Below are 3,724 nucleotides of genomic sequence, written 5' to 3'. Positions count from 1 at the left end.
GCCGTCGCCGCCGGCGGCCCGCTCGACCTCGCCGCCTTCGGGGAGCACACCGCCCTCCCCGGTGACGACGTCGTCCAGCTCACCGACGCGACCCGCGGCACCTACCGCAAGGTCGTCGTCCGCGACGACCGCCTGGTGGGCGGGGTCCTCGTCGGCGAGCTCGGCACCGTCGGCGCCCTGGCCCGCGCCTGGGAGGGAGCGGAGCCGCTCCCCGCGGACGGCGCCCCGCTGCTCCACCTGCTCACCAACGATGGAGGCTCCTGATGTCCACGACCGCACCCGCGGGGACCGGCCCCCGCCCCACGACGGCGGGCCGCCCCACGATCGTGCTCGTCGGCCACGGCATGGTCGGCCAGCGCTTCCTCGAAGCGCTCGCCGAGCGCGGCCTGACCGCCACGCACCGCGTGGTCGTGCTGTGCGAGGAGCCGCGTCCCGCGTACGACCGCGTACAGCTGACCTCGTACTTCTCGGGCCGTACACCCGAGGAACTGTCCCTGACGGACATGGCGTTCATCGCGGAGCACGGGATCGAGCTGCACGTCGGGGACCCGGCCGAGAGCGTCGACCGGGCCGCCCGGCAGGTCACCGCCCGCTCCGGCCTGGTCGTCGGCTACGACACGCTGGTCCTCGCCACCGGCTCGTTCCCCTTCGTGCCGCCCGTGCCGGGCAAGGACGCCGAGGGCTGCTTCGTCTACCGCACGATCGAGGACCTGCTCGCCATCGAGGAGTACGCGAAGGCGCGGGCCACCACCGGCGCCGTGGTGGGCGGCGGGCTGCTCGGCCTGGAGGCCGCCGGGGCTCTGCAGGGGCTCGGGCTCGCCACGCACATCGTGGAGTTCGCGCCGCGGCTGATGCCCGTCCAGGTGGACGAGGGCGGCGGCGCCGCGCTGCTGCGCACCATCGAGAACATGGGCCTGACCGTCCACACGGGCACGGGCACGCAGGAGGTCGTCACCGGCGACGACGGCGCCGTGACCGGTATGAGGCTCTCCGACGGCTCCACGGTCGCCACCGACCTGGTGGTGTTCTCGGCCGGGGTGCGCCCCCGTGACCAGCTCGCCCGCGCCTGCGGGCTCACCGTGGGCGAGCGCGGCGGCATCAGCGTCGACGAGCAGTGCCGTACGGTCTCCGACCCGCGCGTCTTCGCGATCGGCGAGTGCGCGCTCGCCTCGGACGGCCGGGTCTACGGCCTGGTGGCCCCCGGCTACGAGATGGCCGAGACGGCGGCCGCCACGATCGCCGCCACCGCCACCGCCACCCCCACCGACACCACCACCGGCACCGCCACCGCCGCCGCCTCGTTCACCGGCGCCGACCTCTCCACCAAGCTGAAGCTCCTCGGCGTCGACGTCGCCTCCTTCGGCGACGCGCACGGCACCGCCGCCGACTGCCTCGACGTCGTCTACGCGGACTCCCGCTCGGGCACGTACAAGAAGCTGGTCATCGGGTCCGGCGGCGAGCTGCTCGGCGGCATCCTGGTCGGCGACGCGGAGGCGTACGGCACCCTGCGCGCCTTCACCGGCTCGGTGCCGCCGGTCGCCCCGGAGCAGCTCGTCCTGCCCGCCGGCGCCGGCGCGCCCGTCCAGCTCGGCCCGTCCGCGCTGCCGGACGAGGCGATCGTCTGCTCCTGCCACAACGTCACCAAGGGCGCGATCCGCGGCGCGGTCACCGAGCACTCCTGCACGACGGTCCCCGAGGTCAAGAAGTGCACCAAGGCCGGTACGGGCTGCGGCAGTTGCGTCAAGGTGCTCGGCCAGCTGGTCACCTCCGAGCTGGAGGCGGCCGGCGTCGAGGTCGACAAGGGCCTGTGCGGCTGCTTCCCGCAGACGCGCGAGGAGCTGTACGAGATCGTCCTCGCCCTGCGCATCTCCTCGTACCAGCAACTGCTGGACCGCTACGGCCGCGAGGGCGCGCGGGGCGGTGACGGCTGCGAGGTCTGCAAGCCCACGGTCGGCTCGATCATCGCCTCGCTCGCGCCCGCGATCGGCGCCGAGAACCACGTCCTGGCCGGTGAGCAGGCCGCCCTCCAGGACACCAACGACCACTTCCTCGCGAACCTGCAGCGGAACGGCTCGTACTCGGTCGTGCCGCGCATCCCCGGCGGCGAGATCACCCCGGAGAAACTCATCGTGATCGGCGAGGTGGCCCGCGACTTCGGCCTCTACACGAAGATCACGGGCGGTCAGCGGATCGACATGTTCGGCGCCCGCGTCGAGCAGCTGCCGCTCATCTGGACCCGGCTGGTGGACGCCGGCTTCGAGTCCGGGCACGCGTACGGGAAGTCGCTGCGGACGGTGAAGTCGTGCGTCGGGCGGACCTGGTGCCGCTACGGCGTCCAGGACTCGGTGCGCATGGCCATCGACCTGGAGCTGCGCTACCGGGGACTGCGGTCCCCGCACAAGCTCAAGTCGGCGGTCTCGGGGTGCGCCCGCGAGTGCGCGGAGGCCCAGTCGAAGGACTTCGGCGTCATCGCCACGGCCAACGGCTGGAACCTGTACGTCGGCGGCAACGGCGGCGCGACCCCGCGCCACGCGGACCTGCTCGCCCAGGACCTCTCGGACGACGAGCTGGTCCGGCTGATCGACCGGTTCCTGATGTTCTACATCCGCACGGCCGACCGCCTGGAGCGCACCTCGACCTGGCTGGAGCGGCTCCCCGGCGGCCTGGACCACGTCCGTGACGTCGTCGTCGACGACTCGCTGGGCATCTGCGGGGAACTGGAGTCGCTGATGGCCGCGCACGTCGCCGCCTACCGCGACGAGTGGGCCGCGACCATCGACGACCCGGAGAAGCTGTCCCGCTTCGTGTCCTTCGTCAACGCGCCGGACACCCCCGACCCGGTCGTCGGGTTCGTCCCCGAGCGCGACCAGATCAAGCCCGACCTGCCGCTGCTGACCATCGGCACCCGTCCCCTGGAAGGAAGCGCCCGGCGATGACGCTCGCACCCGAGACGACCACGACGCTCACGGTCCGGCTCCGGCCGACCGGGCCGGACGGCACGACCGACCCGACCGGCCCGACCGACCCGACCGGTGCGGACGGTACGACCGGCACGACCGGTGCGGACGGCACGACCGGCACGACCGGTGCGGACGGCACGACCGGTGCGGACGGCACGACCGGCGCGGACGGCGAGTGGTTCGCCGTCTGCGACCTGTCCGTGCTGGTGCCCGGCCGGGGGGTGGCCGCGCTGCTGCCGGACGGGCGGCAGGCGGCGCTGTTCATGGACCGCGCGGGGCGGCTGTACGCGATCGACAACCGCGACCCCTTCTCCGGGGCGGCGGTGCTGTCCCGCGGCCTGACCGGCTCCCACCAGGGGCGGCCGTTCGTCGCCTCGCCGCTGCTGAAGCAGCGGTTCGACCTGGCGTCGGGCCGGTGCCTGGACGACGAGTCGGTGCGCGTGACGACGTACGAGGTACGGGTGGGGTAGGGCTCCGCCCGGCGCGTCGTCGGGTGCGGGTCCGATGTGGTCCCCCAGCCTTCGGCCGGGAGGTGCCCCCAGGTCGCGCAGTTCCCCGCGCCCCTGCCGGGGCGCTTAGGCTGGCGGCCCGCACAGGACGGGGCGCATCCGGAGGGAGCGGGTCATGAGCCGCTGGAGCACGCTCGACATCCCCGACCAGCGCGGGCGCACCGCCGTCGTCACCGGCGCCAACAGCGGGATCGGGTACGTCACCGCGCGGGAGCTGGCGCGGCGGGGCGCGCGGGTCGTGCTCGCCTGCCGCAG

2 protein-coding genes and 2 pseudogenes are annotated in these 3,724 nt (G+C 73.9%); all 4 read left to right on the top strand.

The window, feature by feature from the left end; all coding sequences use genetic code 11:
* Nucleotides 1-264 (top strand): annotated as a pseudogene (locus tag HO151_RS06265) (NAD(P)/FAD-dependent oxidoreductase); the annotation flags it as partial.
* A complete protein-coding gene (nirB, locus tag HO151_RS06260) occupies nt 264-2,936 on the top strand; it encodes a nitrite reductase large subunit NirB (protein ID WP_173895104.1) in 2,673 nt (890 codons plus the stop codon). The pseudogene HO151_RS06265 and the gene nirB, both read left to right, overlap by 1 nt.
* Nucleotides 2,937-3,127: 191 nt before the next feature.
* Nucleotides 3,128-3,430: pseudogene (nirD, locus tag HO151_RS07510) on the top strand (nitrite reductase small subunit NirD); the annotation flags it as partial.
* Nucleotides 3,431-3,584: 154 nt separating this feature from the next.
* On the top strand, nt 3,585-3,724 hold a 140-nt coding region (locus tag HO151_RS06250; protein ID WP_173895102.1), incomplete at its 3' end, for an SDR family NAD(P)-dependent oxidoreductase.

The sequence above is a fragment of the Streptomyces sp. 8P21H-1 genome (genome assembly GCF_013302945.1).
Note: the sequence above shows the minus strand (reverse complement) of the source record. Positions and strands in the feature narration are given on the sequence as shown.

Excerpts from the sequence above, each read along its gene's own strand:
- nirB (WP_173895104.1), top strand. The coding sequence starts at position 264 with ATGTCCACGACCGCACCCGCGGGGACCGGCCCCCGCCCCACGACGGCG.